Origin of the sequence: Streptomyces sp. NPDC101165, assembly GCF_044768135.1 — a bacterium.
Taxonomy (GTDB): domain Bacteria; phylum Actinomycetota; class Actinomycetes; order Streptomycetales; family Streptomycetaceae; genus Streptomyces.
The window spans coordinates 1-25,248 of sequence record NZ_JBIWPG010000036.1 but is presented as its reverse complement, the minus strand read 5'-3'; the positions used below and the strand labels follow the sequence as shown (position 1 = coordinate 25,248).

The window sequence follows — 25,248 nt, the reverse complement described above, 5'->3', positions numbered from 1 at the left end:
TAGTTTCTCCATCCACCCCCACGTTTTTGCAAACCCACGGCATGCCGCCGTAAACACCGTATTTGCTTGGCAAAATCAGGAGAGCTATGACGAGGGTCCAGAACCGGCGGGCACCTGCGCGTGGAGGGGAGCTGGAGGACTGCCTGCGCGCGTGCGCCGTGCACAGCGGCAAACTCGTGGGCAGTCTCGACCGCCGCCGTACGGAACTGGCCGAGCAGCTGCGCAAGTTGCTCGTGGTGTTCAGCACCACCGGCACGTCCGCTCCCGCTCCCGCCCCCGCCGGTGGTGCGACCGCCCTGCTCAAGCGTGCCGTCAAGGGGGCCGCCGCGCCCACCGGCAGCATCCCGGGCGACCTGCTGGACGCCCTGCTGGCCGTCGGCAACAAGGCCCTCGAGTGCGGCTACGACGACGAGCTGTACCTCGCCCTGCAGATCAGCGACACCGTCCTCGCCGAGCGGAAGAACTCCCGGGCCGGCTGGCGGCTGCGCGCCCGGGTCCTGGAGGCCCTCGGCGAGGAGCGCGAGGCCGTCCAGGCCTACGAGCGCTACCTGGAGCTGACCGACGAGGACGGCTTCGGCGTGGCCGCCCGGATCACGGGGCTGCGCCGGGCCGCCGAGCGTGAGCGCGAGCTGCTCGCTCTGCTGCAGCGCCAGTGCCCGCGCGCCGCCGACTTCACCCGCGGCCCCGCCACCGACGGGTGGGCCGAGGGCCTGGCCCTGCACGCCCTCGGCGACTGGGACGCGGCCGAGCCCCGGCTGGTCGGTGCCCTGCTCGCGCTGGCCGCCGAGGAGGCCCCGGTCGCCGACCGGCAGGAACTGCTCAGCCAGTACCTCGACCTGCGCACCGGGGTCACCGCCGACCCCGCCGCCCTCACCGAGGCCGTCGCCCTCTACGCCGAGCAGCGCCGCATCCGCATGCGCGGCCCGGTCGCCGACCCCACCGTCGGCGGGGTGGAGTGGATCAGCCTCGGCGAGTTCCGCAACCAGATCGCCGGCAAGTCGATCTGCCTGATCGCCAACTCCGGCCGCGTGGGCGAGAGTTCGATGGGTGCCCAGATCGACGGCTACGACCTGGTCGTCCGCTTCAACTCGTACCGGATCGACCCGTTGCACACCGGCAGCCGTACCGACATCCACGCCACCATCCACAAGCACGGCTTCAACTGGGACCGGCCGGTGACCACCCGGCTCGTCTTCGGCGGGGTCTCCGGCGACTGGAAGCACTCGCTGCGCAACCGCCTGGTGCCCGGCGCCCAGCGGTACCTCGGTGACGAGTCGCTGCGCTGGCCCGTCCGCAACATCGGCCGGCTCGGCAACGACGTCTGGTCCGGCATCCCGACCACCGGCTTCAACATGCTGTGGCTGCTGGACTTCCTGGACGTCAGCCCGACCCTGGACCTGATCGGGTTCGACTTCTACGAGAGCGGCGCCTACCGCGTCCAGGAAGCCATGAAGCTCGCCATCACCTCCGTGCACGAATACACCAGCGAGAAGGCATGGGTCATGGAGCGGGCCCAGAGCGTGACCGACATGAGGATATCCCTGCGATGACCACCTTCACCCCGGCAGCACCGGAGACCGCGCCCTCTTCCGACAGCGCCCTGACCGGCAAGCGGCGCATCGCCTTCGCGAGCTTCGTCGACGAGAACTACCTGCCCGGCTTCCTCGTCCTGCTGCGCAGCCTCGCCCTGTCCAACCCGGGCGTCTGCGAGGACTTCGTCGTCCTCCACGACGACCTGAAGCCCTCCTCGATCGCCCGCATCCGCGCCCTGCACCCGCGCATCGTGCTGCGCCGCGTCGACGCCGAGCACTACGACTCCTACGTCAAGGGCGACCAGGACAACTACCTGGTCCGCAAGGCGTACTTCATCCTCGACATCTTCCGGCTGCGCGACTACGACACCGTCGTCACCCTGGACACCGACATGGTCGTCCTCGGCGACCTCGGCGAACTCCTCCAGCTGCGCGAGGGTCTCGCGGCCGTTCCGCAGTTCTTCTACGGGCAGCACAAGCTCAACTCCGGGCTGCTGGTCATCCAGCGCGAGTACCTGTCGGACGCGTTCTGCGCGAAGATCGACCAGGTCGGGCGCAGCGGCGGCTACGAGCTCGACAAGCACGACCAGGGCATCCTCAACGCCGTCCTCGACGGCGACTTCGTCCGCCTGGACTCCCGCTACAACTTCGTCAAGCGGCGGCTCTCGGGCGACCTGCCGGTCCCCGACGACACCGCGATCCTGCACTTCACCGGCCGGCACAAGCCCTGGCAGGGCGGCGAGGCCGGGTACGCGCAGGCCGAGGACCGCTGGCGCGAGTTCGAGATGGGCGACGCCGAGTTCCACGCGGCCTACCTGTCCAAGGGCAACCTCCACCACGACCTGCTCGTGCACTACGGCACCCCGCACGTGCGGCGCACCGGTGACGTGGAGGCCGCCCGCAAGGTCGCCGCCTCCCACATCGCCGCCGGTGAGTACCAGGACGCCGTCGACCTCCTCGGCAGCGTCCGCATCCCGGTGGACGAGGCCTGGCCGCACGAGGTGCTCGGGCACGCCCTGATGAGCGTCTCCCGCCCCGAGGAGGCGAAGACCCAGCTGCTGCTGGCCACGGCCGCCCCCAACCGGGCCGCCACCGCCTACGCCCGCCTCGCCCAGCTGGCCTGGGTGCACGGCGACAACGCCGAGGCCCTGAAGTACGCCACCGCCGGCCTCACCGTCGACCCCACCCACCGCTCCAGCCGCCTGTGGGCGCAGCGCGCGGCCGCGGTACCGGCCCAGGAGCAGGGCGCCGCCGAGGACCAACTCGCGCACGTGGCCTTCTACATGGACCGGCAGGGCAACGCGGGCGACAAGCTGCTGCCCGAGACGGTCCGGCTCGCCTTCGGACCCGACTTCACCTCCCGGCGCTGGCACTCCGTCCACGCCCACCGGCTGTTCGACAAGGCCGCCCTGGAGCGGGTCAACGCCCGGCGCGGACTGGTCATCGGCGGCGGCGGACTGTTCATCCCGGACACCATGCCCAACGGCAACAGTGCCTGGCAGTGGAACGTCCCGGACGAGCACCTGCGCGCCATCGACGTGCCGATCATGGTGTTCGCGGTCGGCTTCAACGCCTTCGACGGACAGTCCTACCGGGCCCAGCGGTTCAACGAGAGCCTGCGCCTGCTGGTGGAGAAGGCCTCCTTCTTCGGCCTGCGCAACCACGGCTCCATCGCCAAGGTCCGCTCGCTGCTCCCGTCCGAGCTGCACGACAAGGTCGTCTTCCAGCCCTGCCCGACCACGGTCATGCGCCGGCTGGTCGCCGGCTGGAGCGACCCGCTGCACCGCGAGGACACCGTCCTGCTGAACGCGGCCTACGACCGCGCGGGCCTGCGCTTCGGCCACGACTACGGGCACTTCCTCGCCGAGATGGCGAAGGCGGTCCGGGCGATCGGCGCCCACACCGAGGTGCAGTGCGTCGCCCACTCGCTGGACGACGAGCGCATCGCCTTCGACCTGCGCCGCGAGCACGGGATCTCGCTGCCGGTGATCCCGATGTACGACTTCTCCAACGACGAGATCCGCGAGACGTACGCCAGGACCCGCCTGGTCATCGGCATGCGCGGGCACGCCGGGATGATCCCCTTCGGGGTCGGCACACCCATCATCAGCCTGATCTCGCACCCGAAGATGGCGTACTTCCTCAGCGACATCGAGCGGCCCGAGTGGGGTGTCTCCGTCCACGAGAGGAACCTGGGCGCGGTGCTCACCGAGCGGGCCCTGAACATCCTGGACCACCACAGCCGGACCGTCGCCGACGTGCACGACCGGCAGGAGCTGCTGTGGAAGGCCACGCAGGAGAACGCGACCCGGATCCGCACGATCCTGGGCCGCTGAGAAGCCGGAAGGGCGGGCCCGTGACAGGCCCGCCCTTGGCGGTCGGCGAGAGGGGGGTGGGTTCAGCGGCGTACGACCCGGCGCAGATTGCGTGCCTTGCGCGCCACCCGGCGGACCGTGGCGTTGCGCGGGATGAACGACAGCTGGGCGGGCACCCCACCGGGCAGTGCCAGCGAGGTCAGACGCTTGCGCTTGAAGTAGCGCAGGGTGTGCGGGTTCAGGTTCCGGGCGAGGTACTGCTCGGTCTCCTCGCGCAGCCTCGGCAGGATCTTCGGCTGCATCGCGAAGCCCACCGCACGCACCAGCGCGCCCAGCGCCTCCACGTCCATGCCCCGGCGCTGCTCGGTGACCGCCGCACGGTCGCCCAGCTCGGGCAGCAGCGCGTCGACCACGGTGACCGGCACCCGGTTGCTGTTCTCGAACGGTGTCAGCCGCTCCAGCAGCAGATCGGTGCCGACCCGGGCGACCGGCAGGCCGTACAGCGCGGAGGCGGTGAGCAGGGCGGTGGAGAAGCAGCCGACGACCAGCGCGGGACGCATCCGCTGGTACACCACCTCGGCGAGGACCGGCGTGTCCAGCACGGTCAGCTCCACCTTGAGCTTCTCCGCCTCCTGCTCCAGGGTGCGGGTGAAGCGGGCCGGGGCGCTGGGGTGCGGCTTGAACACCACCTTGGTGTGCCCGAGCGCGACTGCGCCCTTCAGCATCCGCACATGCAGGTTCTCCTCCTGCTCGGCGGTGAGGATGTCCAGCGCGGAGAGGTACTGCCCGAGCAGCAGCGCGGGCTCCTCGATCTCGGGCAGGCCGTCGCCGAGCGGGGCCAGTTCGGCCAGCACCTTGGTGAAGGCCTGGGTCGGCACGATCTCGCCCGGGACGCCGAACTCGGTCAGCAGCAGCGGCTCCAGGCCAGGCACCAGGTCGAGGTGGAGCACCCGGTCCACCCGGGTGCCGACCAGCGGGTCGATCTTGTTGCGGGTCGGGCCGTAGCTCATCAGACCGTCGGCGTAGACGGTGACGGGGGCGCCGGTGAAGATCTGGGCGAGCGCCAGCGACGGGTTGACCTGGATCGACTCGACGGCCAGCTCCACGTCGTCGTCGCCCAGCTGCCACTCGTGGCGCAGATACCGCTCCCAGAGCGGCATGTCGTCCACCCGGGGCGCCCAGCCGCCGGGGTGGAAGGGGAAGATCGTCTCGTTGTACGAGATCACGTGGTCGAAGCGCTCGCGCAGCCGCTCGAAGCCGGGCATCTCGTCCAGGCCGGGCGTGGTCTCGGGCGTCGCCGCGTTGTTGCAGACCAGCAGGATGCGCCGGCCGGCCGGGCCGAAGCTGCCCGAGTCCAGGGCGGCGGCGAGCGTGGCCGTGCCGTACAGCGTCGACGCCTGGAAGATCTGGGTGGTCACGCGGCGACCCCCGTCGAGGCGGGACGGCGGCGCAGCCGGCGCAGCTTGGTGGCGCGCTGCAGGTCCATGGAGTCCAGCGCCTCGTCCAGCACGTCCTGCGGCATGCGCCGCAGCGCCCCGGCGCTCAGGGATTTCAGTTTCTTCGCCACCGCGGGCTCGAACCTTTCGATGGATCCCAGGTGATGGGAAATGATCGCGCAATAGGTACGCACGGCCTTCGGCAGGAGCTCGTCGGCATCCGGGTCGGCGGCGGTTTCCGCGATCACCTGATCGAACGCGCGAATGAAATCGAGCTGCCGGACATCGCCGATCTGAGTGAGTGACGAGGCCACGCCGCGCCGGTAGAACACCCCGAGCATGCTGACCGCGGCGAAGGACTCCGCCTCCCGGTGCAGCTTCCAGATCCACGGCCGGTCCTCGGCCGTGCGCAGCCCGTCGGTGAAGTGCAGCAGACCCTTGTCCACCAGCCGGCGGTGGTAGACGCCCGCCCAGGCGTAGGCGTAGTCCACGGAGGTGGAGCGGTCCGCGGGCAGGATCGCCTCGCGCGGGTTCAGCACCACGTTCCGCCGGCCGACCGGCACCCGGTGCACGGTGCGCGACCGCGCCGTGCACTGCACATGATCGGTGCGCAGGAAGTCGCAGCCCAGTTCCTCGATGGCGTCGACCAGCTTCGGGTAGTAGCCCGGGGCGAGCCAGTCGTCGCCGTCCAGGAAGGTCAGGTATTCGCCGCGCGCCCGGTCGATACCGGTGTTGCGGGCGGTCGCCAGTCCTCCGTTCTGCTCGTGCCGGACGAAGACCGCGCCTGGCAGCTCGCGCTCCGCGCGCGCGAGAATGTCTGGTGTCCCGTCGCGGGAACAGTCGTCGACGAGAATGAATTCGAAGTCCTCACGCGTGTTCGCACTGAGGCTCCTCAGGGTGTCGGGCGCGTATTGCTGCACGTTGTAGAACGGCACGATGACGGAGAGCTTGACCACGTGGGGGACGTTAGGACGAAGCCCGTCATTCGTCTTGACCGTCGGCTTGATGCCAGGTGAACGCCGCGTGGCGAAGCTGTGAACCGGGCTATTTTCCGGCCCGATCGCGGCCTGATTCGCCATTCGGCGATGTGCTGTTAACCGTTTGTTGCATTCGGGTTGGGCGGAACCTCGGAATGCCTTCCTAGCGTCTTCGGCGTGCCAGCCAGTGCAACGAAGTCCCTGCGGGTCGCCGTCCTCGCGGATTCCGACACCCGGTGGAAGTGGGGCGCGCTCACCGCGCAGCGCGTCACCCCCACCGGCGCCGAGATCCGGCTCGACGGCTACCTCCTGCGGGGACGAGCCACCCCCACCGCCCGCCAGCTCGAGGAAGTCGGTGTCCGAGCGGACTCCCTTCGCGAGGTGACCGGCGTCGAGTTCCTGCGCGCGATGAGCGAGCAGTCGTACGACGTCCTCGTCCTCGCCCTGGTCGGCGGCGGTGTGCAGGCGATGCTGCACGGGCTGCGCAACGCCTGGGGCTCCGGGAAGCGTCCCGTCGTCGTCACCGGCTATGTCGGCGTCGTCTACGAGAAGCTCGCCGACGGCCTGCTGCTGCGGCACGGCGCGGACCTCGTCCTCGCCAACTCCCGTCACGACGCGGACCGTTTCCGCGCCGTGTACGAGGGAGTCGGCGCCGACGCCTCCGCGGTGACCGAGGTCGCGCTGCCGTTCCTCGGCGGAGAGCCGTACACCGGTGAACACGACCCCTACACGGTCGTGTTCGCGGCCCAGCCCTCCGTCCCGGACAGCCGCAAGGACCGTACGTACCTGCTCGACCGGCTGATCGAGCACGCCCGCAGGCACCCCGAGCGCGAGGTGCTGCTGAAGCTGCGCTCCAAGCCGGGTGAACACACCACCCACATCGAGGAGTTGCCGTACCAGAAGCTGGTCCAGGGCAAGGACGTGCCCGCCAACTTCCGCCTGGTGTACGGCCACATGGGCGAGGTGCTCGACCGCACCGACCTGCTGGTCACGGTCAGCTCCACGGCCGCCCTCGAAGCCCTGCACCGCCGCGTCCCGACGGTCGTCCTGACCGACCTCGGTGTGCGTGAGGTGCTCGGCAACCACCACTTCACCGGCTCCGGGTGCCTCGCCTCCTGGGACCAGCTCGACGCCGGACACCGCCCGGCGCCGAACGAGGAGTGGGTGGCCCGGCAGGGCGTCGCAGCTGGGGTTACCCCCTCTGGGGGAGGCTCCTACGACTCCTATTTCGCTGCGGCCCGCGATCGCATCGCGAAGCTGCTGGACCGGCCAGAGGGGCTTTCGCCCCTCGCCCCCTACTACACACCCGAGACCGCGCCGGGCTACCTGCCCGGCATCCTCGCCCGCCACCACCTCGGCCCCGACGGCGCACCGCTGCCCGGCGCGCCCGCCGCCGACAAGGAGCCAGGACCCGTCCGCCAGATCGTGCGCCGGGCCGCGCGCGGCGCCTACCGCCACGGCGTGCAGCGCGTGGCCCCCGTGATCCGACGAATGGGAGAGCTGTGAGCGACCGGATCCCCCGGCAAGGAGTGGAGCAGATGACCGACGCCAACCCCGACGCACCCGCGGTGCGCCGCGTGCTCGCGGTGATCCCGGCGCGCGGCGGCTCCAAGGGTGTCCCCGCCAAGAACCTCGCCCCCGTCGGCGGTGTCCCGCTGGTGGCCCGCGCGGTGCGCGAGTGCCGCGCCGCCCGGCTGGTGACCGACGTGGTCGTCTCCACCGACGACCAGGCCATCGCGGCCGCCGCCCGCCAGGCCGGCGCCGAGGTCGTGCTGCGCCCCGCCGCCATCGCCGGCGACACCGCCACCTCCGAGGCCGCCGTCCTGCACGCCATGGACGCCCACGAGGCCCTGCACGGCGCGGCCGTCGACGTCGTCCTGCTCGTGCAGTGCACCAGCCCGTTCATCATCCGCGAGGACATCGACGGGGTGGCCGGCGCGATCGTCGAGAACGACGCGGACACGGCCGTGACCGTCGCGCCCTTCCACGGCTTCATCTGGCGGGACGAGGCGGACGCCCCGGTACCGGTGCCGGTCGCCACCGGCTCGGTCACGGAGGACGCCGACTCGGCCTCCCTGGGCGGCGGATACGGCGTCAACCACGACAAGTCCTTCCGCCCGCGCCGCCAGGACCGCCCCCAGGACCTGCTGGAGACCGGCGCCGCCTACGCGATGGACGCGGCCGGCTTCCGCGAGCACCGCCACCGCTTCTTCGGCCACACCGAGCTGGTCCGCACCGACCCGGCCCGGGTGCTGGAGGTCGACGACCCGCACGACCTGGCCCGCGCCCGTGCGCTGGCCCCCCTCTTCGACGCGGACCGACCTGGTTCGCTTCCGACTGCCGCCGATGTGGACGCAGTCGTACTGGACTTCGACGGCACCCAGACCGACGACCGGGTGCTGATCGACTCCGAAGGACGGGAGTTCGTCTCCGTGCACCGCGGAGACGGGCTCGGCATCGCCGCCCTGCGCAAGAGCGGCCTGAAGATGCTGATCCTGTCCTCGGAACAGAACCCGGTGGTCGCCGCCCGCGCCCGGAAGCTCAAGCTCCCGGTGCTGCACGGCATCGACCGCAAGGACCTCGCCCTCAAGCAGTGGTGCGAGGAGCAGGGCATCGCGCCGGAGCGCGTGCTCTACGTCGGCAACGACGTCAACGACCTCCCGTGCTTCGCCCTCGTCGGCTGGCCCGTGGCGGTCGCGAGCGCCCACGACGTCGTACGCGGCGCCGCACGCGCGGTCACCACCGTCCCCGGCGGTGACGGCGCGATCCGAGAGATCGCCAGCTGGATCCTCGGCCCCTCTCTCGATTCCCTCCCCAAGTAAGGACATCTCCTGATGAGCACCAACTCCCGTATCCGCTCCTTCGGTACGCGTGAGGCCGGCCCGGGCCGCCCCGTCTACATCTGCGGCGAGATCGGCATCAACCACAACGGTGAGCTGGAGAACGCGTTCAAGCTGATCGACGTGGCCGCCGAGGCCGGCTGTGACGCCGTGAAGTTCCAGAAGCGCACGCCGGAGATCTGCACCCCGCGCGACCAGTGGGACATCGAGCGCGACACCCCCTGGGGCCGGATGACCTACATCGACTACCGCCACCGCGTGGAGTTCGGCGAGGACGAGTACCGCCAGATCGACGAGTACTGCAAGGAGAAGGGGATCGACTGGTTCGCCTCCCCGTGGGACACCGAGGCCGTCGCCTTCCTGGAGAAGTTCGACGTCCCCGCCCACAAGGTGGCCTCCGCCTCCCTGACGGACGACGAGCTGCTGCGCGCCCTGCGCGCCACGGGCCGCACGGTCATCCTGTCCTCCGGCATGTCGACCCCGAAGCAGATCCGCCACGCGGTCGAGGTCCTGGGCAGCGACAACATCCTTCTCTGCCACGCCACTTCGACGTACCCGGCGAAGGCCGAGGAGCTCAACCTCCGCGTCATCAACACCCTGCAGGACGAGTACCCGAACGTCCCGATCGGCTATTCCGGCCACGAGACGGGCCTGCAGACCACGCTGGCCGCCGTCGCCCTCGGCGCCACGTTCGTCGAGCGTCACATCACCCTCGACCGCGCCATGTGGGGCTCGGACCAGGCCGCTTCCGTCGAGCCGCAGGGCCTCACGCGCCTCGTCCGTGACATCCGCACCATCGAGGCCTCCCTCGGTGACGGCGTCAAGAAGGTCTACGACTCCGAGATGGGCCCGATGAAGAAGCTGCGCCGCGTCGCCGGCGTCGTCGCCGAGGCGGAGATCGCGGCGGCGGCGGGCGAGCCGGTCGCGGTCTGAGCGCCCTGATCGCCTTACATGCCCTACGACGGGACGGTCGTACGACGATGAGCCCCCGCGCCGGTCAGGCCGGCCACCCTGCCCACACGCTCGCCTTCGTGGAGAGCCCGGTACAGCTGCTGAACGTACTGGAGTGGGCTCACCTCCACGGCCTGCGCGGCGCGCCCGAGCCGACCCGGCTGTCCGTGCCCGCACAGGCACGGCGGTCGCCGGACGGTGCCCAGGCACCCGTCGGCTCGGAGCTCACGGTCGTCGTCCTGTCCCCGACCGACCCCATGACCCGGGGCCAGCTGCGCCGCATGGCGGACCTGGCCCGGGACGAGGGGTACCGGGTGCGCTGGGAGGAGGCGCGGGGCGGTACGACCGCGCCCTTCCACACGATCGGCGGCCTGGCGGGTTCTCTCCGCCGGGCCGACCGCATCGTCATGGGAGACCCGTTCTCCCGCTACGTACAACTGCTGCTGACGATCACCCGGGCCCATGACCTGGTCGTGGTCGACGACGGCACGGCGACGATGGAGTTCGTCGCCCAGCTCGCCCGCGGCGAGCGCCTGGTCCGCTGGCACCGCAAGGGCGGCCGCCCCGGAGCCAGGGACCTGCTCTTCGCCCCCGTCTCCTCCTCGGCCCGCCGCCGTCTCACGCCGAGCGACAGCCGCCGCGTCGAGGTCTTCTCCTCCATGCCCGTGACCGAGACCCCCGAGGGCGTCACGGTCACCGTCAACGACTTCGCCTGGACCCGCGCCCGCTTCGGGCCGCCGCGCATCACCAAGGGCGCCGACATGGTCGGCACGTCCCTGGTGGAGACCGGCGTGGTGGACGGCGACCGCTACCTGGAGGCCGTGCAGTCCCTCGCCAGGACCCACGGCGCCACCCGCTACTTCGCACACCGCCGCGAGCACACCGACAAACTGCACCGCCTGGCCACCGACACGGGCCTGGAGATAGTCCGCCCGGATCTGCCGCTGGAGCTGATCGCCCGCCGAGGTCCGATCGGCCGTACGATCCTCAGCTTCCCCTCGACAGTTGTCCACACCCTGCCCCTGGCCCTGGTCGGCACGGGCGTCCGCGTGGCGGTGTGCGACATCGACCCCAGCTGGCTGACGGAGAACGCCTCACCTCGGGCGCAGGGGTTTCTGTCAGGGGTTACGGGGACGGCGAAGGATGTGCATCGGCTGGCGGCGGTGGGGTTGGCGTAGCAGGCCGGGCCCCGTCGCGATGGCTGAGCGCAGGTCCTGCAACCGTTACTGTGGCGGCCCGTCTGACCTCCGCCAGATTTGGAGCAGTTCCAGGTGAACGGTGTCGAACCTTTCCGTCTCGTCGTCACGGGCGGCGGGACTGGTGGGCATACGTATCCCGCGCTGACCGCGGTGCGTACTCTGCAGGCTCGGCTGGCTGCTGAGGGCCGGGTGCTCGAGACTCTGTGGATCGGGACGGCTGACGGCCTGGAGGCGCGGGTGGCTCCGGCCGCGGGTATCCCCTTCACCACCGTGGCGACGGGCAAGATCCGCCGCTCCAAGAACCCGATCAAGTTGGCGTCGCCGGCGAACGTCAAGGACATGGCTCGGGTGCCGCTCGGGGTGATCCAGGCCCGCAAGGCCATCGACCGGTTCCGGCCGGATGTGGTGCTCGCGACGGGCGGCTACGTCGCGGTCCCGGCCGGGCTGGCTGCGCGGATGTGCCACCGCCCACTAGTGCTGCACGAGCAGACGGTGCGGCTGGGTCTGGCGAACCGCAAGCTGGCGGCGTCGGCTGCGCGGATCTGCGTGTCGTCGGAGTCGACGCTTGATCTGCTGTCGGAGTCGGCGCGGCAGGTCGCGGTGGTGACGGGGAACCCTGTGCGCCCCGAGGTCCTGACCGGGCACGCGGACAAGGCGGTCCAGGCGCTGAGGCTGTGGGGCTTCGACCGGCAGCTGCCGACCGTGTACGTCACGGGCGGTGCCCAAGGAGCGCAGCAGATCAACGAGCTGATCGGTGACGTGCTGCCGTGGCTGCTGGCAATGGCGAACGTCGTCCACCAGTGCGGTCCGGACAATGTGGGCGGCCTGCGGGCGCGGGCGGCACGGCTGCCCGCCGAGCTGCAGGGCCGGTACCACCTGACGGGCTTCGTGGGCCCGGAGCTGCCCGACGTCCTGGCGCTCGCGGATGTGGTGGTTTCCCGCAGCGGTGCGGGGACGCTCGCGGAGCTGACCGCGCTGGGCAAGCCGGCCGTGTTCGTGCCGCTGGCCTCGTCGGCGGGAAACGAGCAGGCGCACAACGCACGGCACTTGGAGCAGGCCGGGGCCGCCGTCGCGCTGGTGGGCGAGGTGACGGCGGACGAGCTGAGGAGCGCGGTGGGCCCGCTTCTGGCCGATGCCCATCTGAGATGGGCGATGGTAGAGCGGGCCCGCGCGTACGGCCGTCCGGACGCGGCCGACAGGCTTGTGGACGTGATCCTGTCGGCCGCCGCGTCCGGCTGACCGGCCTATCGGATGTGGCGCGCTGTCCCGGCCTCGATGAGGACGGCGCAGTCGTTGAACGTGGCGTCGTCCTTGCCGATCGGGTCGGGTACGTTGCGGTCGCCGAGGTACAGGGCCAGCTTGGGCGCGTGCGCCTCGCCGCAGATCGTGCGGAGCGTTTCGAGGACGGCGGCGTCCATCGCCAGGATGCTGTCTGCCCAGTCGACCATCTCCAGGGTGATCTGTTGCCCACGGTGTTCGGTGAGGTCGTGGCCGAGGCGCCGGGCGGCGTTGACCATGGACTCGTCGGCCGGCTCGCCCTGCCACTTCCCGATGAGCCCGGCGGAACGGACTTCCAGGTCCGCGCCGCCCCGGCGGGCGAGGGCGATCTCGGCGAACGGGGAACGGCAGTGGTTCCCCAGGCACACGGTCAGGACCTTGCGCATGATGCACCTCCAGCCATCTTGAGGGCCTGCCTGAGGGCGGTGGCCACCTGGGCGATGTCCGATTCGGTGAGGTGCTGGTGGAAGGGCAGCGTCAGGATCTCCCCGGCGACCTGCTCGGTGGCTGGCAGGGGACGCGCCCAGTCGGCGAAGGCCGTCTGCAGGTGGTTGGGCGGGTAGTGGACGCCGACGCCGATGCCCTGTGCCCGTAGCTGCGCGAACACCTTGTCGCGGTGCGGCACGCGGACCTGGCACAGGTGGGGCACGGAGCGGTCGGGGTCGACGTCGATGAGGGTGACGCCGTCCAGCGGGGCGAGCGCGCGCCGATAGGCGCACCACAGGCTGCGGCGGGTGTGCTCGGTGCTCTCGAAGTGGTCGAGCTGGGCCAGGCCGATGGCGGCGTTGATTCCCGACATCTGGTAACGCAGGCCGAAGGAGTCCACGCGGTAGCTGGTGGTGTTCGCGCGTTCGGCCTGGGCCTGGACGACGCCGAGGAGCCGCAGCTGGCGGACCGTGTCAGCCTCATCGTGGGTGCGGGGAATAACCACGCCGCCCTGGCCGCAGGTGAGGTTCTTGATCGGCCCGAACGAGAAACAGGTCAGGTCACCTGTCCCGCCGACGAGGCGGGCACCGTAGCGGGAGCCGAAGGCGTGCGCGGCGTCCTCGATGACGCTGATGTGCTGTTCGGTCAGCTCCTTGCGGATGGAGGTGAGGTCGACGGCCCGGCCGCCGAACAGCACGGGCATGACAGCGGCCGTCTTGGTGGTGACCGCTTCCATGACGAGTTGGTCTGTCACACAGAGGGTGGCCGGATCGATGTCCACGAACCGCGGGGTCGCGCCGACAGCGATGATCGCCTGGACGGTCGCGCAGAACGTCATGGACGGCACGATCACCTCGTGGCCAGGTCCGACCTCGGCGGCGAGCAGCGCCGTGTGGAGGGCGGCCGTGCCCGAGCAGACGGCCACGGCGTCGCGGACACCGAGGAGCTCGGCGATCCTCCGCTCGAATTCCTCGGTGACGTCGGTGTGTCCGTACTGCCCGGACTCCAGGACCTCGGCCACCGCGGCGGCCTCCTGCCCGTACAGGAACGGGCTGGCATTGCGTCCGGTGTCGGGCCTCGTGCAGATGGTCACGCCTGTACTCCTTTCGCTGAGGCGGTGAGGGCCAGTTCGGCGACCTCACCGACGCGGAGGGTCTCGACGTAGTTGGCTAGAAACACGCCTGTGCGGTAGGTGAGGCTGCCGTGGTCGACGGGCAGACCGAAAAGGCCGTTGACCATCTGTCCGACCAGATCCGCACCAGCGGCCTCGGCCAGCGGGAATCCCCCGGCGACCCGCACGTTCAGCTCGGTGATCGTGACCCGGCCGTCGTCGGTGACGAACCCCTGGACGCAGCACAGGCCGGCAGCCCGAACGGCCCGCAGCGTGTCCACGACCAGGTTGTGCACGGTGCTGTGCTCGAACGTGGTGCTCACGATTGCAAGTCCGGCTTTCACCAGGTCCCGGCGGCGCAGGATCACCGAGGCCCGCCCGTCGCGGTCGACCAGGCAGTCCGCGGTGAACTCGCAACCAAAGACCCGCTCTTGCACGATGGCTTCGGGGACCAGTTCGCACAGGAGGCGGGCATGGGCCTGCTTCTGTACGAAGTGGACGTTCTGCGCGCCGTGGCCCTTCCTGGGCTTGACGACCAGTTCGATGCCGTCGGGGACCTGGTCGAACTCCTCGGGCTGCCAGGTACGGGGGGTGGGGATGCCGTTTTGGGCCAGCACTTGGTGGAAGGCCGTTTTGTCGATGCAGGCGTGCACCGACTCCGCGTCCGGCACCCACACGCGCACGCCGTCGGCCTCCAGGTGCGGTCGCACGTCGATCAGCGGCGGGAGGTCGTTCTCGATGCCGACCACGATCGCGTCGACGGCCAGGTCTCGGCACAGCTCGGCCATCGTGCTGCCGTAGGCGGGGTCGTCGGCGCGCGGGATGACCTGGGGAATGACATCGGCCAGGAAGAGGCCGGGGGCGAGCGGGCTCGCGTCGGCGCCGATGACCTGGTGGCCCAGGCGAAGGAGGCTGCGGGTCAGGCCGAACCCGGGGGTGGCGCCGACACCGCTCACGAGGATCCGGCGCGGAGTGGTCTGGTCAGTGGGCATGCTGGTGCCCCAGTTCCGGGGAGGCGGTGCGCGGGGCGGGCACGGCGGCGAGAGGCGTGCGGGATAGTGGGGCCCAGCGGTCGGGGTTGGCTCGGTACCAGTCGGCGGTTTCGACGAGCCCGGCCTGGAAGTCGCGGGTGGGCTGGTAGCCGAGCTGCGCGATCTTCTCCCAGTTCATGGCGTACCGAAGGTCGTTGGACAGCCGGTCCGGGATGTACGTGACCGAGTCCCATCCAGCGCCGCAGATCCGCAGCAGCTCGCCCGTCAGGTCCTTGCTCGTCATGTCGGTGCCGCCGCCGATGTTGTAGATCTCGCCGGGCACGCCCTGACGCAGGACGAGTTCGATGCCGGCGCAGTTGTCCTCGACGTGCAGCCAATTCCGGACGTGCTGCCCGCTGTCGTGGAGGGTGACCTGCTCGCCGCGCAACAGCCGCATCACGAACAGCGGGATGATCTTCTCGGGGTGCTGGCAGGGCCCGTAGTTGTTCGAGGAGCGCGTGACGCAGACCGGCGCCCGGTAGGTGTGCCAGTAGCTGAGGGCTACCAGGTCGCTGGACGCCTTCGACGCCGCGTAGGGCACGGTCGGACGCAGCGGGTAGTCCTCGGTGGCCTCTCCTTCCAGCAGCGGCCCGTACACCTCGTCCGTGGAGATGTGCACGAACTTCTCGACGCCGTGTCGCATGGCCGCGTCCGCGAGGGCCTGAGTGCCGTGGACGTTCGTCTTCACGAAAGTTCCGGCCGTGGTGAACGAGCGGTCGACGTGGGACTCGGCGGCGAAGTGGACCAACGCGCTGTGCCCGCTGACGAGAAGGTCGATCAGGCCGTCGTTACAGATGTCTCCTTTGACGAACGCCAGCTTCGGGTTGAGGAACGCCTTTCCGAGGTTCCCTACGTTCCCCGCGTACGTGAGGTCGTCCAGGACAGTGATCTGCTCGACGTCCTCGGCGTCCAGCATGCGCTTGACGAAGTGAGAGCCGATGAACCCGGCTCCGCCGGTGACCAGCAGCTTCATGTGTGCCTCCGGTGAGGATGACAGGCCGACGACATGGGTGTGCCGCTTCTTGGGGGCCGGTCGAGGAGACGCCCAGCGGTTGCCGGGTGCGGTCTTGACGATGACGGCCCGCAGACCGTTCTGGGACAAGTCGGTGCGCATCGGCACACCGTGTGCGGACCGCGCACGCGGTGTGCACCCGCGCGCCCTGCCCGGACGCCCTCGGCATCGCTAGGTTCTCTACCACCCAACCGGGTTCGAGGAGGTGCCCAGTGGGTGCAAATGCTGAGATCGGCGCGGTCTTACGCGGTGCCCGCTGTGCCCGTCGGCTCACTCAAGCGCAGGTCGGCGAGGCCTGTGGCTACTCAGCGTCCGCCGTCTCCCGCATCGAGTCCGGGAAGCTGCGTGTCGACTACGCGAGCTTGATGCGGTTCGCTGCGTTCCTGCAGATCGCCCCCCAGCAGCTCTGTGCGTCTTCCGTACCGGGCATGACCAATGTCGCTACGGTGGCCGGAGGGTGGTCGGACGAGGAGGATGCGGTGCGTCGTAGGGAGCTGCTGACGGGAGCTGTGGCAGCGGCGGCGACGGCCGTTGCGGGCGCCGGTCCGGCCGCCGCGGCTGCCGCACCTGTGGATCTGGAAGTGTCGCTGTTCCGGCTTCCGGAGGCGGCACCGGTGCCGTTGCCCCGGCTGGTCGGACAGGTCGCTGCCGCGCGCGGGGACTACTGCGCCACGCAGTACACCCGCCTGGGGCAGGTGCTGCCCGCGTTGATCGCCGCGGCGGAGGCGACGCGGGACGTTTCGAAGGGCCGGGCCCGCGATGAGGCACACCTGGCGTTGGCCCGCGCGTACGTGCTGGCCGCCGAACTCGCGACGAAGCAACACTCGGACGCCTCGTGGGTAGCTGCCGACCGCGCCCTGTCGGCCGCGCGCTCCAGCGGAATCCCGGTCGCCGTCGGCGAGGCCTCGCGTCAGCTGGCGATCGCCATGCGCCGCTCGGGCCGCTCTGCGGCCGCGGTGCGCCTGCTCACCAAGGAGGCTGCCGACCTGGATCCCAACCACGATCAGACCGCGGCAGTCCGCACGACGTTGCTACTGACCGGCGCGTACTCGGCGGCTACGGGCACGGACCGATCGACGGCCCTGTCTCTGATGGAGGAGGCGGGGCAGGAAGCCGACCGCAGGCCGGCCGTCCCAGGCCTGTTCACGGTGGAGGCTACCCGGACGCAGGTGGACGCATACCGGATCAGTGTGCTGAACGCCCTCGGAACCCCGGACGAGGGAGTCGACATCGCAGCCAGGCTGGACGTCGATCGCATGCCGACGGCAGAACGCCGCGCGCGGGCGTGGACAGACATCGCCCGCATGTGGAACGCCCTCGGGGATGCGCCGCAGACGTTCGCTGCTCTGCAGAGGGTCGAGCAGGAGGCACCGCAGGAGGTTCGCCGGCCCGCGCTACGGGCATTGATCGCCGGTCTGCTGTACGGGACGAACCGGGTTGAGGGCGTGCGAGAGTTCGCGGCGCGCACCGGCGCTCTGGTCAGTTGAAGTGCTCCAAGCGGTTCAGGGTGTCTGAGTAGGGGCCTTGGGGCCGTCTTGGACGCCCTCTTTCAGGGCTTCGATGAAGGGGGTGAAGGCTCCGGCTGGGAAGGTGAGGGTTGCTCTGGCCGGGGCCTTGGAGTCGCGGATGGCTATGTGGGTGGGGGAGTTCGCGATCTCCACGCATTCGTTGCCGTCGCCCTCGCCCGAGTAGGAAGACTTCCGCCAGTTGTCCATGGGATGCCTCACAGCTCTTTCGCCAGCCCGTGGATGAAGTCACGGGACTCGTCAGGTTCGAGTGATGCCGCCTCCACCATACGGAAGCGTGTTCGGTAAATGTTGAGCTGTGCCTCAGCCTCGATAAGGACTGAGCCATGAGGCGCGTCCCGCATCACTGTGTCCAGCTTGGGCACGGGGCCACCGGCGTACGTCATCGCGCTTGAGGCGGCGAAGCCGTCCAGGTCAAAGGGAATGACGCGCAAGGTGACATGGTCCGCTTCGGAGAGCTCGAGGAGCCAGGCGAGTTGGGCCTTTGAGGTGGCACGGTCGTTGACCCTGATGCGCAGGGCCGCCTCGTGGATCAGCGCTGCGTACGGAATGGTGATCTGCTGGCGCGCCTTTCGGTGCCTGACGCGCAACTCAAGCTCTTCGGCGGTGAGTTCGGGCAGCCTGGACGAGAAGACGGCGCGTGCGTAGTCGTCCGTCTGCATCAGGCCCGGCACGTACAGGATGGCCACGTGGTGTAGGAACCGGGCGTGGTGCTCCAGCTCGGACAGGTCCAGGAACGACTTGGGCAGCAGGCCCCGGTACTCCTCCCACCAGCCGCGTGTTCGATCGGTGGCCATCGCCACCAAGGCGTCGATGAACTCCTGGTCCGTGCAGGCGTAGTGGGAAGCGAGGCAGCGTAGTCGCTGCTCGCTCACTCCCGCGAGTGCGGACTCGATGTGGGTGATCTGGGCGGGGCCAACGCCGAGCAACGCGGCCGCCTGGCGCGAGTTGAGGCCTGCCGCTTCACGCATTCTGCGCAGCTCAGTTGCCAGACGCATCTGGCGTGCCGTTGCTTCACGCCTCAGTGCCATCGACCGCCCCTTGGTTCAACGCGCCCTTGAACGCAACTCGTTCGCGGGCAACGTTACGCGATCCGCTTGCGAGACATGAAGAAATAGACCTACCTTCAGTCACGAACCGCACACGCAGCGGAAGCGCACCGCTTCGTCCTGTCATGACGACTGCGGCAATGCCACCGCGCGCGAAATCCCACTCACCGCACCGGAGTTGATGACGCATGCCCGAAACCTGGGACTACACCCTCTACATCCCGAACGACCTCAGGGCCGTGACCGTCTGTCGCCGCACCCTGCGCCTGATTCTGACGATGCACGGTCTGATCGGGATGGTGGACACGGCCGAACTCCTCGCGACGGAGCTGGTCTCCAACGCCGTACGCCACACCAAGGGGCCGGCCGCACTGAGGGTCCGCCGCACCCCGGAGGGCGTGGTGTGGATCGGGGCGTGGGACACCGACCCCGCACCGCCGGAGCCGCCGCAACCGTTGGGGCAGGTCGCCGAGCTGGTGGAGGAGGGGCGGGGGCTGGCGTTGATCCGGGCCTGTGCGGACTACTGGGGCTGGCAGCCGTCGGCCAGGTTCGGGAATCGGGGCAAGTTCGTGTGGTGCGAGCTGGGGGTGGCCTGATTCGTGCCAACGTTGTCAGATTTGATTGGTCTAGACCTTGACTGGTACATACCAACGCGGTTGAGTGTGGCTTCAGCCCCCCACCCTTGCTCCGCAAAGGAGTTGACCCTGTGTCGAAGCGTCGCCTCTCCGCAGTCCTGGCCGCGATCGCGATAGGAACCGCCACACCGGTCCTGTTGCCGGCCGCGGGAGCTTCCGCCGCGGCCTGCTCCAGCTATCCGAGCTGGACGGCCGGCAAGTCCTACGTCACCGGTGACATCGTCCGGTACACCGACGGCAAGGCCTACATCGCAGAGCACGACAACCCGGGCTACGACCCCACCATCAGCACCTGGTTCTGGGACCCCTACGCCTGCGACGGCGGCACCAACCCCTCGGGCAACTTCGTCGTGAGCGAGGCGCAGTTCAACCAGATGTTCCCGAACCGGAATTCGTTCTACAGCTACAGCGGGCTGACCGCGGCCCTCAGTGCCTACCCCGGCTTCGCGAACACCGGCAGCGACACCGTGAAGAAGCAGGAGGCGGCCGCCTTCCTCGCCAACGTCAGCCATGAGACCGGCGGGCTGGTCTACGTGGTGGAGCAGAACACCGCCAACTACCCGCACTACTGCGACTGGAGCCAGCCCTACGGCTGCCCGGCCGGTCAGGCTGCCTACTACGGCCGCGGTCCCATCCAGCTCAGCTGGAACTTCAACTACAAGGCGGCGGGCGACGCGCTCGGCATCGATCTGCTCAACAACCCGAACCTCGTTCAGACCGACGCTTCCGTCGCCTGGAAGACGGGGCTCTGGTACTGGAACACGCAGACCGGACCCGGCACGATGACGCCCCACAACGCGATGGTCAACAGTGCCGGATTCGGTCAGACCATCCGCAGCATCAACGGCTCCCTGGAGTGCGACGGCAGGAACCCCGCGCAGGTGCAGAGCCGCGTGGATGCCTACCAGCGGTTCGTGCAGATCCTGGGCACCTCGGCGGGCGGCAACCTCTACTGCTGATCGGTGCAGACGTGGCCGAGGCGCTCCAGGTGGTGCACGGCGCGGGCACCGTACAGTGCCGACGGCGGACGACTGGGCCGCGTCTGACGATTGATCTTGCTGTGGCAAGCTTCCTCGTCGGGAAGGAGAGGCGTTGATGCGGCTGGAGCGTGGAGCGACTGGGTTCTGGGGTCACGCCGACGAACCGGTTTCGGAGACAGACGTAACGCTCTTTCGTAGCGTCTGCTGGGAAGCGGCAAGACGGATCGGTGGCCATGTCGGCGAGCTGGCCTTTGCCAGGGCGTCCAGCTTCCACGCGTTCACCGTCACCAGCCGCGCGGAGGAGTATGCCGCTCTGTGCCACGCATACCTGCCGGTTAGCGCCTTCGCCGGTGCACCTCCTGTTCCAGGACAGCCGCTGTCAGGCTTCGTGGATCCGCCGCCGTGGGTGGACGACCTCGGGGTCTCCGGTTTCCGCTGCCTGCCTGTCGAGGATCTGAGGACACCGATGGCCAAGGTGGATGTGACCGAGCTGGCGGAAGCAGAGCTCACTCAGATCCGCTACTGGTGCCCCGCCGTGTTGAGCGACCTGCTGTTCAACTGGTGGGACTGACGACCGAGGTCTCGTCGCGGCCGACTGCACCGGGCAGCGGGAACGGGAAGTCGCCGTTCATGACGTACCTGAGTCGTCAGGCGAGCCGCTCCCGGATCCAGTCGCGGGCAAGCCGCCAACTCGGGCTCGCGGGGTCGATCACGTCGAAGTGGGTCGTCTCAGGCACCTCGACGAAGCGCACGTCTCCGCCTCGCGCCGCTGCGGCGTCGGCATACGCCCGGCTGTAGGACGGTGCCACGCCTTCGTCGTCGGCCCCGTGGATCACCAGCACGGGCACGTCGGTTCACGTACTCCCTGGGGCGGCGCGCCGGTGTGCTGGATGTGTCCTAGGCCTGGTGAGCCGCGGAGATCTGGCCGACCAGGACGGCGAAGGGCATGTCGAGGGCGGCGTAGAGGGCGCCGGCCTCGGGGGCGGCGTTGTCGGCGAGGGCCTCGACCAGGAGGGTGGCGTAGTCGCTGACGACGACGCCCGCCTGCTGCATGCGCAGCAGTCCCGCCTCGCGCTTGGTCCGGCTGAAGGTGCCGGAGGCGTCCACGGCGACGTACGCGTCGTACCCGGCGGCCGTCGCGGCGATCGCGGGAAGTGCCGCGCACACTTCGAGCGACACCCCGGCGAAGATCAGCTTCTGCCGGCCGGTGGCCTCGACGGCCTCGCGGACCCGGTCGTCGTGCCAGGCGTTGACCGTGCTGCGGTCGATGATCTTCTGTCCGGCCGGCAGCGCCTGGACCAGCTTGGGGGTGGTCGGCCCCCACATGCTGTCGGCCGCGGTGGTGGTGACGACCAGCGGGATGCCCAGCACGGTCGCCGCCCGCGCCATGGCCACCACGTTGTGCTTCAGCTCGCCCAGAGGGATGTCCCGGACGCCGGTCAGGAGTCCCACCTGGTGGTCGACCAGCACCACGGCGGCGTTCTCCCGGGTGATCGACTCCAGGAACGTGCTGCGCTCGCTCATCTTCCGCTCCTTTGGGGGTGGAGCCACGGCTTATTGGTCACTAATCTTGATAGTCAGTTCTAGTGACTATTTGAGGCTATGCCCAGGCCCTCCGGGGTGCAAGCAACGGTCGGGTCGGGTCGCCCAGGGCCTGGGCTGCACTGTCCGGCCCGCCGCGCGCTCAACTAAAATCGCTGGTCACACGGCACAGCGGCGGACGGCCGCCGGGAGGGGAGGGGCGTTGACCGGGAACCAGAACGCGGAACCGGACCTCGGCGTACTCGCCGCCCGGATCCTCTTCTCCGTGCAGCGCGAGCTGTTCACCGCGCTCGCCGGGCAGGGCTTCGACGACATCCAGCCCCGCACCGGCGCCGTCCTCGCCTACCTGCGGGCCGACGGCATCCGGGCCAGCGAACTCGCCCGCGTCTCCGGACAGCACAAGCAGGTCATCGGCACCCTCGTCGACGACCTGGAACGCCTCGGCTACGTCGAACGCAGACCCGATCCCGCGGACCGCCGCGCCAAACTGATCTTCCCCACCGAACGCGGCCTGCTCCAGATGGAGGCCGCCGCCGCCATCATGCGCACGATCGAGGAACGCCATGCGCAGGCGCTGGGCCAGCAGGAGTACGCCGCCTTCAAAACGGCTCTCCACCGCGTGGCCGATCTTCAGCGCAAGTCCGTCACCACGGACATGGAACCGGGGCGAGGCCGCGGCGACTGAGAGCGCGGCGACCTGCGGCGCGGCTAGGGCCGGCGGGCCAGCAGGAACGCCCGTGCGCGGGTCTCCTCCGCGTCCGGCTCGCGTACCACCGTCGCCACCGGCTCCAGGCCCGCCTCCGTGAGCAGCGCCGTGACTTGCTCCGGGGTGCGCCAGTGGTAGTCCAGGTCGATCTGATGGCCGAAGCGTTCCGCCAGATGGAGGTGGCCGGATTCCGTGCCGGACTGGAAGGCGAGCAGGACGGGGCCGCCGGGGACCAGGGTGCGGTGGAACTCGGCGAAGGCGGTCGGGAGGTGATCGTCGGGGACGTGGATGGTGGAGTAGAGGGCGAGGATGCCGCCCAGGGTGGCGTCGGGCAGGTCCAGGGACGTCATCGAGCCCACGTGGAAGCGGAGTTCGGGGTGTGCCTCGCGGGCCAGGGTCACCATGGCGGGGGAGATGTCCACGCCGAACGCGGGGACGCCCATGCCGTGCAGGCGGGCGGTGACGTAGCCGGGACCGCTGCCGAGGTCGGCCACGGGAGCCGGGCCGTTCGCCGTGACCAGCTCGGCGAAGGCGGTGACCAGCTGCCGGTCCAGGGGGTGGAACAGGCCGTCCGGGAAGCGGGACGCGTAGTCCTTGGCGATCGCGTCGTAGGAGGAGCGGGTGGTCTGCAGGAAATCGGCGGTCGAGTCGCTCACGACCGCGGAGCCTACTGGCCCGGGCTTGGTCCGGTCCGTGGACTTGTAGAGCGGGAGTATGGGTGGGCGTGGTATCCGTGGAAGGAGAAAAGAGAGGTTTTACCCACCAGAGTCCGCCGCCATGCGTCCGCCGGTCAGATTTTCTTCACCTAACGGGCTGAACTTTTGTTGATCGAGGGTCAGTTGACCGGTCAGGCGTCCTACCCTTCAGAGGGTGAACCAATTGATGTCCCTAGAGTATGAGGCCGATGTCCCCGGGGATGTTCTCCCCGGCGTGCTCAGCGAGTCCCTGCATGCCGAACTCGTAGCCTTCCGGCGCGACTTGCACATGCACCCGGAGCTGGGCAACCAGGAGTTCCGCACGACCGCCGCGATCAAGGAGCGGCTGGAGCAGGCCGGGCTGCGCCCCCGCGTGCTCGCCACCGGAACCGGGCTCATCTGTGACATCGGGCTTACGGAGGGGCAGCGGCCCACCATCCCGCTGATCGCCCTGCGGGCCGACATCGACGCCCTGCCCATCCCGGACACCAAGACCGACTGCCCGTACCGGTCCACGGTGCCCGACCGGGCCCACGCCTGCGGCCACGACGTGCACACCTCCGTCGTGCTCGGCGCCGGGCTCGTCCTCGCCGACCTGCATGCCAAGGGGCTGCTGACCCGCCCGGTCCGGCTGCTCTTCCAGCCCGCCGAGGAGGTCATGCCCGGCGGCGCCCTCGGCGCCATCGGGGACGGGGCGCTCGACGAGGTCGGCCGGATCCTCGCCGTGCACTGCGACCCCAAGGTCGACGTCGGCCGGGTCGGGCTGCGGCACGGGCCCATCACCAGCGCCTGCGACCGGCTGGAGGTCGCCCTGGACGGGCCCGGCGGCCACACCGCCCGTCCGCACCTGACCACCGACCTGGTCACCGCCGCCGCCCGCGTCGCCGTCGACGTGCCCGCGCTGATCGCCCGGCGCGTCGACACCCGCAGCGGTCTCGCCCTGACCTGGGGCCGGATCGAGTCGGGCCACGCCCCGAACGTCATCCCGCAGCACGCCGAGCTGTCCGGCACCGTCCGCTGCCTGGACCTGGACGCCTGGCGCGAGGCGCCCGACATCGTGCACGCCGCCATCGACGAGGTCGCCACCCTGCACCGGGCCAAGTCGGAGATCACCTACGTGCGGGGCGTGCCGCCGGTCGTCAACGACCGGGAGTCCACCGAGCTGCTGCGCAGATCCATGGTCGCCCGGCGCGGTCTGAAGTCCGTCGAGAGCACCCAGCAGAGCCTCGGCGGCGAGGACTTCTCCTGGTACCTGGAGCACGTGCCCGGCGCCCTGGCCCGCCTCGGCGTCCGCACCCCCGGCGACCGCACGTCCCGTGACCTGCACCAGGGCGACTTCGACGCCGACGAGCGCGCCATCACGGTCGGCGTGGAGCTGTTCACGGCCGCCGTACAGCTCGACGACCAGTAGGCCGCCCGGAGGGGGGAGGGGCACCCGTTCGGTGCCTCTTTGTCCCCTTGTGTCATCCCGGTGTAACCCGCGGCGCCCGGCTGTAACCCGGAGTCGGCACGAATCGATAACGGCCCGGAGAAATCCCGTTCCCCTCCCCTTCTACGCGCGTTACTGTGCGCCGCATCGCCACCACTGGCGGCATATTGGGGACAGCGGCCCGTGACGGCGCCGTGGGGATGAAGGGTGCTTGCTGTGCGTATGGTCTCTCGGAACGTCTCCCGGAGAACGAGGTTCTCCCAGGCAGCGGTGGCCGTCGCGGTCGTCGCCCTCGCGGCCGCCGGCTGCGGAAAGTCCAGCACTGATTCCACCGGCACATCATCGAAGGACGGCACGTACACGGGCAAGGGCATCGGCCTGGCGTACGACGTCGGTGGCAAGGGTGACCAGTCCTTCAACGACGCCGCCTACGCGGGCTTCCAGAAGGCTCAGAAGGACTTCGGTATCGGCGGCCGGGATGTCGAGCCGACGGACAACGAGTCGGACGCGGACAAGGTGCAGCGCCTGGAGACCCTGGCGAAGGCGGGCTACAACCCGGTCATCGGTGTCGGCTTCGC

At 69.7% G+C, this 25,248-nt stretch carries 24 protein-coding genes and 1 pseudogene; 14 read left to right on the top strand and 11 right to left on the bottom strand.

All coding sequences use genetic code 11. The annotated features are described in order from the left end of the window. The first annotated feature begins 86 nt into the window (after positions 1-86). Positions 87-1,550 carry a hypothetical protein gene (locus ACIRVH_RS44520; RefSeq protein WP_403966185.1) on the top strand — a complete coding sequence of 488 codons (1,464 nt, stop codon included), beginning with the start codon at positions 87-89 and terminating at the stop codon, positions 1,548-1,550. Continuing rightward, a complete protein-coding gene (locus ACIRVH_RS44515) occupies positions 1,547-3,868 on the top strand; it encodes a glycosyltransferase (RefSeq protein WP_403966182.1) in 2,322 nt (773 codons plus the stop codon). The genes ACIRVH_RS44520 and ACIRVH_RS44515 overlap by 4 nt, the downstream gene beginning before the upstream one ends. 62 nt (positions 3,869-3,930) lie before the next feature. On the opposite strand, the gene ACIRVH_RS44510 is transcribed toward ACIRVH_RS44515, so the two are convergent. Then, positions 3,931-5,265 carry an alpha-2,8-polysialyltransferase family protein gene (locus tag ACIRVH_RS44510; RefSeq protein ID WP_403966179.1) on the bottom strand — a complete coding sequence of 445 codons (1,335 nt, stop codon included), beginning with the start codon at positions 5,263-5,265 and terminating at the stop codon, positions 3,931-3,933. Beyond that, complete coding sequence (locus ACIRVH_RS44505) at positions 5,262-6,239, bottom strand: glycosyltransferase family 2 protein (protein ID WP_403966324.1); 978 nt, start codon at positions 6,237-6,239, stop codon at positions 5,262-5,264. Before ACIRVH_RS44505 ends, ACIRVH_RS44510 begins: the two co-directional genes overlap by 4 nt. A gap of 198 nt (positions 6,240-6,437) precedes the next feature. Between ACIRVH_RS44505 and ACIRVH_RS44500 the strand changes: the two genes are divergently transcribed. From ACIRVH_RS44500 to ACIRVH_RS44480, 5 genes are all read left to right on the top strand, one after another. Continuing rightward, positions 6,438-7,766: a DUF6716 putative glycosyltransferase gene (locus ACIRVH_RS44500; RefSeq protein WP_403966176.1), complete on the top strand. Its 1,329-nt coding sequence runs from the start codon at positions 6,438-6,440 to the stop codon at positions 7,764-7,766. Between the two features lie 32 nt (positions 7,767-7,798). After that, positions 7,799-9,082, top strand: a complete 1,284-nt coding sequence (locus ACIRVH_RS44495) for a cytidylyltransferase domain-containing protein (protein ID WP_403966173.1) — start codon at positions 7,799-7,801, stop codon at positions 9,080-9,082. 12 nt (positions 9,083-9,094) lie between these two features. Further along, positions 9,095-10,033, top strand: a complete 939-nt coding sequence (locus tag ACIRVH_RS44490) for an N-acetylneuraminate synthase family protein (RefSeq protein WP_403966170.1) — start codon at positions 9,095-9,097, stop codon at positions 10,031-10,033. 47 nt (positions 10,034-10,080) lie between these two features. Further along, entirely contained in the window at positions 10,081-11,229 is a 1,149-nt protein-coding gene (locus tag ACIRVH_RS44485; protein ID WP_403966167.1) for a hypothetical protein, read from the top strand. A gap of 78 nt (positions 11,230-11,307) precedes the next feature. Beyond that, positions 11,308-12,489 (top strand): UDP-N-acetylglucosamine--N-acetylmuramyl-(pentapeptide) pyrophosphoryl-undecaprenol N-acetylglucosamine transferase, encoded by a 1,182-nt coding sequence (locus tag ACIRVH_RS44480; protein WP_403966164.1) that lies wholly within the window; start codon positions 11,308-11,310, stop codon positions 12,487-12,489. 5 nt (positions 12,490-12,494) lie between these two features. On the opposite strand, the gene ACIRVH_RS44475 is transcribed toward ACIRVH_RS44480, so the two are convergent. The 4 genes from ACIRVH_RS44475 to ACIRVH_RS44460 are packed head-to-tail and all read right to left on the bottom strand — an operon-like array spanning position 12,495 to position 16,069. Next, a complete protein-coding gene (locus ACIRVH_RS44475) occupies positions 12,495-12,914 on the bottom strand; it encodes a low molecular weight phosphotyrosine protein phosphatase (RefSeq protein ID WP_403966161.1) in 420 nt (139 codons plus the stop codon). Beyond that, positions 12,899-14,047, bottom strand: a complete 1,149-nt coding sequence (locus ACIRVH_RS44470) for a DegT/DnrJ/EryC1/StrS family aminotransferase (protein ID WP_403966158.1) — start codon at positions 14,045-14,047, stop codon at positions 12,899-12,901. Before ACIRVH_RS44470 ends, ACIRVH_RS44475 begins: the two co-directional genes overlap by 16 nt. Beyond that, positions 14,044-15,057, bottom strand: a complete 1,014-nt coding sequence (locus ACIRVH_RS44465; protein ID WP_403966155.1) for an ATP-grasp domain-containing protein — start codon at positions 15,055-15,057, stop codon at positions 14,044-14,046. The genes ACIRVH_RS44470 and ACIRVH_RS44465 overlap by 4 nt, the downstream gene beginning before the upstream one ends. Continuing rightward, on the bottom strand, positions 15,047-16,069 hold the full coding sequence (locus ACIRVH_RS44460) for a dTDP-glucose 4,6-dehydratase (RefSeq protein WP_403966321.1): 1,023 nt from the start codon (positions 16,067-16,069) through the stop codon (positions 15,047-15,049). Before ACIRVH_RS44460 ends, ACIRVH_RS44465 begins: the two co-directional genes overlap by 11 nt. A 170-nt stretch (positions 16,070-16,239) precedes the next feature. Here ACIRVH_RS44460 and ACIRVH_RS44455 point away from each other — a divergent pair, with 170 nt between their 5' ends. Beyond that, the gene (locus tag ACIRVH_RS44455; protein WP_403966318.1) at positions 16,240-17,595 is read left to right on the top strand and encodes a helix-turn-helix domain-containing protein; all 1,356 of its coding nucleotides are present in this window, start codon (positions 16,240-16,242) and stop codon (positions 17,593-17,595) included. A 15-nt stretch (positions 17,596-17,610) separates the two neighbouring features. Here the strand turns inward: ACIRVH_RS44455 and ACIRVH_RS44450 are convergent, their stop codons facing one another. Both ACIRVH_RS44450 and ACIRVH_RS44445 read right to left on the bottom strand, forming a co-directional pair. After that, a complete protein-coding gene (locus tag ACIRVH_RS44450; protein WP_403966152.1) occupies positions 17,611-17,823 on the bottom strand; it encodes a DUF397 domain-containing protein in 213 nt (70 codons plus the stop codon). Positions 17,824-17,831: 8 nt separating this feature from the next. After that, the gene (locus ACIRVH_RS44445; RefSeq protein ID WP_403966149.1) at positions 17,832-18,665 is read right to left on the bottom strand and encodes a helix-turn-helix domain-containing protein; all 834 of its coding nucleotides are present in this window, start codon (positions 18,663-18,665) and stop codon (positions 17,832-17,834) included. Positions 18,666-18,871: 206 nt separating this feature from the next. Between ACIRVH_RS44445 and ACIRVH_RS44440 the strand changes: the two genes are divergently transcribed. The 3 genes from ACIRVH_RS44440 (at position 18,872) to ACIRVH_RS44430 (ending at position 20,869) form a co-directional block, all read left to right on the top strand. After that, positions 18,872-19,279, top strand: coding sequence for an ATP-binding protein (locus tag ACIRVH_RS44440; protein WP_403966146.1), 408 nt, complete (start codon positions 18,872-18,874; stop codon positions 19,277-19,279). A 110-nt stretch (positions 19,280-19,389) separates the two neighbouring features. Continuing rightward, the gene (locus ACIRVH_RS44435; protein WP_403966143.1) at positions 19,390-20,277 is read left to right on the top strand and encodes a glycoside hydrolase family 19 protein; all 888 of its coding nucleotides are present in this window, start codon (positions 19,390-19,392) and stop codon (positions 20,275-20,277) included. Between the two features lie 136 nt (positions 20,278-20,413). Beyond that, the gene (locus ACIRVH_RS44430; protein ID WP_403966140.1) at positions 20,414-20,869 is read left to right on the top strand and encodes a hypothetical protein; all 456 of its coding nucleotides are present in this window, start codon (positions 20,414-20,416) and stop codon (positions 20,867-20,869) included. Positions 20,870-20,945: 76 nt separating this feature from the next. On the opposite strand, the gene ACIRVH_RS44425 is transcribed toward ACIRVH_RS44430, so the two are convergent. Together ACIRVH_RS44425 and ACIRVH_RS44420 are read right to left on the bottom strand one after the other, a co-directional pair. After that, positions 20,946-21,146, bottom strand: a complete 201-nt coding sequence (locus tag ACIRVH_RS44425; protein ID WP_403966137.1) for a hypothetical protein — start codon at positions 21,144-21,146, stop codon at positions 20,946-20,948. A 49-nt stretch (positions 21,147-21,195) separates the two neighbouring features. Then, on the bottom strand, positions 21,196-21,822 hold the full coding sequence (locus tag ACIRVH_RS44420; RefSeq protein WP_403966134.1) for an isochorismatase family protein: 627 nt from the start codon (positions 21,820-21,822) through the stop codon (positions 21,196-21,198). Between the two features lie 220 nt (positions 21,823-22,042). Here ACIRVH_RS44420 and ACIRVH_RS44415 point away from each other — a divergent pair, with 220 nt between their 5' ends. Continuing rightward, complete coding sequence (locus ACIRVH_RS44415) at positions 22,043-22,525, top strand: MarR family winged helix-turn-helix transcriptional regulator (RefSeq protein ID WP_403966131.1); 483 nt, start codon at positions 22,043-22,045, stop codon at positions 22,523-22,525. A gap of 23 nt (positions 22,526-22,548) precedes the next feature. On the opposite strand, the gene ACIRVH_RS44410 is transcribed toward ACIRVH_RS44415, so the two are convergent. Beyond that, on the bottom strand, positions 22,549-23,202 hold the full coding sequence (locus tag ACIRVH_RS44410) for a class I SAM-dependent DNA methyltransferase (protein ID WP_403966128.1): 654 nt from the start codon (positions 23,200-23,202) through the stop codon (positions 22,549-22,551). 226 nt (positions 23,203-23,428) lie between these two features. Here ACIRVH_RS44410 and ACIRVH_RS44405 point away from each other — a divergent pair, with 226 nt between their 5' ends. Together ACIRVH_RS44405 and ACIRVH_RS44400 are read left to right on the top strand one after the other, a co-directional pair. Beyond that, positions 23,429-24,652: an amidohydrolase gene (locus ACIRVH_RS44405; RefSeq protein ID WP_403966125.1), complete on the top strand. Its 1,224-nt coding sequence runs from the start codon at positions 23,429-23,431 to the stop codon at positions 24,650-24,652. A 240-nt stretch (positions 24,653-24,892) separates the two neighbouring features. Then, positions 24,893-25,248, top strand: a pseudogene (locus ACIRVH_RS44400) (BMP family ABC transporter substrate-binding protein); the annotation flags it as partial.

Excerpts from the sequence above, each read along its gene's own strand:
- ACIRVH_RS44520 (WP_403966185.1), top strand. The coding sequence starts at position 87 with ATGACGAGGGTCCAGAACCGGCGGGCACCTGCGCGTGGAGGGGAGCTG.
- ACIRVH_RS44515 (WP_403966182.1), top strand. The coding sequence starts at position 1,547 with ATGACCACCTTCACCCCGGCAGCACCGGAGACCGCGCCCTCTTCCGAC.
- ACIRVH_RS44495 (WP_403966173.1), top strand. The coding sequence starts at position 7,799 with ATGACCGACGCCAACCCCGACGCACCCGCGGTGCGCCGCGTGCTCGCG.
- ACIRVH_RS44490 (WP_403966170.1), top strand. The coding sequence starts at position 9,095 with ATGAGCACCAACTCCCGTATCCGCTCCTTCGGTACGCGTGAGGCCGGC.
- ACIRVH_RS44485 (WP_403966167.1), top strand. The coding sequence starts at position 10,081 with ATGAGCCCCCGCGCCGGTCAGGCCGGCCACCCTGCCCACACGCTCGCC.
- ACIRVH_RS44475 (WP_403966161.1), bottom strand. The coding sequence starts at position 12,914 with ATGCGCAAGGTCCTGACCGTGTGCCTGGGGAACCACTGCCGTTCCCCG.
- ACIRVH_RS44465 (WP_403966155.1), bottom strand. The coding sequence starts at position 15,057 with ATGCCCACTGACCAGACCACTCCGCGCCGGATCCTCGTGAGCGGTGTC.
- ACIRVH_RS44460 (WP_403966321.1), bottom strand. The coding sequence starts at position 16,069 with ATGAAGCTGCTGGTCACCGGCGGAGCCGGGTTCATCGGCTCTCACTTC.
- ACIRVH_RS44450 (WP_403966152.1), bottom strand. The coding sequence starts at position 17,823 with ATGGACAACTGGCGGAAGTCTTCCTACTCGGGCGAGGGCGACGGCAAC.
- ACIRVH_RS44445 (WP_403966149.1), bottom strand. The coding sequence starts at position 18,665 with ATGGCACTGAGGCGTGAAGCAACGGCACGCCAGATGCGTCTGGCAACT.
- ACIRVH_RS44440 (WP_403966146.1), top strand. The coding sequence starts at position 18,872 with ATGCCCGAAACCTGGGACTACACCCTCTACATCCCGAACGACCTCAGG.
- ACIRVH_RS44430 (WP_403966140.1), top strand. The coding sequence starts at position 20,414 with ATGCGGCTGGAGCGTGGAGCGACTGGGTTCTGGGGTCACGCCGACGAA.
- ACIRVH_RS44420 (WP_403966134.1), bottom strand. The coding sequence starts at position 21,822 with ATGAGCGAGCGCAGCACGTTCCTGGAGTCGATCACCCGGGAGAACGCC.
- ACIRVH_RS44405 (WP_403966125.1), top strand. The coding sequence starts at position 23,429 with ATGTCCCTAGAGTATGAGGCCGATGTCCCCGGGGATGTTCTCCCCGGC.